The 2,841-nt window shown below is 64.3% G+C and carries 2 protein-coding genes and 1 pseudogene; 2 read left to right on the top strand and 1 reads right to left on the bottom strand.

Features of this window, described 5'->3' with window-relative positions:
- Nucleotides 1-50 precede the first annotated feature (50 nt).
- Nucleotides 51-884, top strand: coding sequence for an FAD-dependent monooxygenase (locus tag EOA60_RS26955; RefSeq protein ID WP_245502619.1), 834 nt, complete (start codon nucleotides 51-53; stop codon nucleotides 882-884).
- A 99-nt stretch (nucleotides 885-983) separates the two neighbouring features.
- On the opposite strand, the gene EOA60_RS26950 is transcribed toward EOA60_RS26955, so the two are convergent.
- A complete protein-coding gene (locus EOA60_RS26950) occupies nucleotides 984-2,141 on the bottom strand; it encodes a GNAT family N-acetyltransferase (RefSeq protein ID WP_095823343.1) in 1,158 nt (385 codons plus the stop codon).
- Nucleotides 2,142-2,422: 281 nt separating this feature from the next.
- On the opposite strand from EOA60_RS26950, the pseudogene EOA60_RS26945 reads away from it, so the two are divergent.
- Nucleotides 2,423-2,841, top strand: a pseudogene (locus tag EOA60_RS26945) (hypothetical protein); the annotation flags it as partial.

The following is a 2,841-nucleotide window of genomic DNA, read 5'->3' as shown; positions in this document are numbered from 1 at the left end:
GGGCCGAACTGCCCAAGACCGTTCGCTTCGTCGCCGGCAGGGTGAGCGCGGTGGAAGCCGGGCCGGAGCGGCAGCGTGTATCGATCATCGGGCAGCCGGATGTGACGGCTCGCCTGCTTGTGCTTGCCACCGGCATGGGCGACATCCTGCGGCGCGACGTCGGCATCGAGCGCCGGTTCGTCCACCAGCGCCAATCGTTGACTTTCGGTTTTAATGTCCGGCCGGCGGGAGCAAGCGCGTTCAAGCATCCGGCACTGACCTATTACGGCGAACGCGTTTCGGACGGCATCGATTACCTGAACTTCTTCCCGGCCGGCGGCGTTACCCGCGCCAACCTCTTTGTTTTCCGGGAGCATACCGACCCGTGGGTCAAGGCGCTGCGCGACCGCCCGCGCGAAACGCTCATTGAAACGCTTCCGGGACTCCTCAAGACCTTTGGCGATTTCGAGGTCATCGACCGCGTCTCGAGCTGGCTCACCGACATCACCGTCGCCGAAAATTGCAAGCGCGACGGCGTCGTCCTGATCGGAGACGCTTATCAGACATCCTGTCCGGCCGCCGGAACAGGTGTCAGCCGCCTTCTCACCGATGTGGAGCGCCTGTGCATGGTGCACGTGCCGGAGTGGATGGCCTCGCCCGGCATGGCGGCAGCGAAGATCGCCGCCTTTTATGATGATCCCATGAAGCAGGCGATGGATGAACGGGGGCTCGAGTTGGCAAATTTCCGCCGCAGCCTGACCATCGACACGGACCTGCGCTGGCGCGCGCGCCGGCAGGTTCATTTCAGCCGTCGCCGCATACTGCACGAGATCGACAAGTTCAGCCCGAGCTTTGCCGCGCGGCTGCGCGGTCTCAAGCGGCCGCAAGTGGAAGCCGTGACCTGATTGCGGGTCAGCCGGCGCATTTCGTTCAAAGGACGCTTCGGCATAGGCGTGCGCGACCGCCTGAAGCTAGCGTAAGGCGTCCGATCCGACCCGCTTCAACTAGGACGACTCGGCGGCTTCATCGGCAGCCGGTGGCACGATGACAGCCGAAGGCTTGGCCTTCTTGACATGCGCGGCCTCAAGGATATGCCGCGCCAGCGCCTTGGCCGCCGGCAATTTCTGCACCGTCAGATGCGCCGCATAGCCGAGCGGACTCCCTGCGCGGTAGATTTGCCACATCGGTGAAGGCCGGCCGCCGAACACGCGCTTGTAGGGCTCGTCGCCGATGGTGAAATCGAGGTGTTGATCGCCGCGCTCGATGCAATCGCGGGCGATCTGCTCGAACATCAGGCTGCCGATCGACTGCTTCCGGTAGCCGGCCTCGTCGAAACCGCCGAGGATGACCAGGAGCGAGCCGCGGTGCTCGAGCCCGAGCGCGCCGGCGATCGGCTGGCCGTTCATCCAGAATGCATAGGTGCGGGCGAAGCCGCCGCACCCTTCATTGGCCACGGCCAGGTAGAAATCGAAATAGGAAGGCAGCTGCAAAAGGTCGGCCGGACCGTTGCTGCCGTCGAAGCGTTTGCCGCGATAGAGCTTGAGGGCATCGAATGTCGTGCGGACCGCGGCCGGGCCGTCAACGCATTCGAAGCGCGCCTCCCCGATGCGGTTGAGCTGCCGGGATTTCTTGTCCAGCTCCTTGCGATAGGACTGGTCCAGCCGCTGCTCGCGCCAGCCGGCGAATGTCGGCTCCAGCTTGCTTGAATAGGCGCTCATGCCCATGCTGTCGCGCTTGTCGACGCCAAGCAGGCGCTCCATCGCCAGGGAGCGGTCCGCCAGCTTGCCTATGCGCAGGAGATCGTATGGCCGCAGATGCTTGCGGATGGCGGCGACGGTGCGGGCGTCGGCAAGAATGCGGGAGAAGGTCTCCTCGTCGGCGACGGGCGAGACATAGTCCGAAACCCGCATATCCGCGAATTCCACGACCTTCAGCAGCGTGTAGCGGCGCCTCACCAGCGGCAGGACCATCGCGAGCCTTCCGCTCGCACGCACGCGGACGACGATGATCAGTGGCGTGGCGGCGCCTTGCCGCACGAGCCTCTCATAAAGTTGCGCGAGCCAAATCGGATGCTGAAAAGCGGTTGCCGCCGAGCTGGCGAAGAGCTCGGCGTACTCCGTCGAACGGAAATCGAACGCATCCTCGGCAGTGACTTCAAACATGTGATCCGAACCGGCAGGGACAGCGGCTATCCACGACTTCTTACGTTCCAGGTCAAGACCGGCCGCCGCGATTGTTGGAATCTTGGTATATGCCGAAACCGCTAATCTTGCGTTGCATGGCAGGCCGGGGCGGACGACCACAACCGCTTCGGGATCGCAAGTCGAAAATCATGCCGGAAAAGTAGAAATCCGGTTTTGCGTGTAACGCCGATGTAAGTATTTTCGGCCAGTCTCTCGCTCCTTATTGTTGGAAATCCGAGCAGGACATAGCCGCCCAAGACATGCTGGCGATCGAGGTCATCGTTCCGCAATCGGCGCCCCGCCATTGGCAGCAGCTCGCCATAGAGCGGCTGGAGGCGGACGGCCACGATGTCGCGGTGGCGCATCAGCCCGGGCCGTCGACCTGGCCGGCCGCGGCAAAAGCCGCCTTCCAGTTCGAGCAACGTCTTTTCCGCCGGCGCGGACCCCTTCTCGGCTCCGCGCTGCAAGCAATCCCGGCACGGCCCGGCGGGCGCCCCGCCGCGCTGAGGCTCGATCTTGCCGGCGATGCGGCCTTGTCGAATGTCCCCACCATCGGCCTTCGCTTCGACGGATCCAGCGCCGATCTGTCGGCTGCAATCGCCGTCGCGGCCGGCAGGCTCCCGGTGATCGAGGCCGTGCTCGACAGGAAGACGGTAGTCGGCCAGGCGCGGCCCATGGT

This window comes from Mesorhizobium sp. M1A.F.Ca.IN.020.06.1.1, from assembly GCF_004023265.1.
Classification (GTDB): Bacteria; Pseudomonadota; Alphaproteobacteria; order Rhizobiales; family Rhizobiaceae; genus Mesorhizobium.
Note: the sequence above shows the minus strand (reverse complement) of the source record. Positions and strands in the feature narration are given on the sequence as shown.

What these genes read in the sequence shown, in the direction of transcription:
- EOA60_RS26950 (WP_095823343.1), bottom strand. Translation starts at nt 2,141, where the DNA reads ATGTTTGAAGTCACTGCCGAGGATGCGTTCGATTTCCGTTCGACGGAG.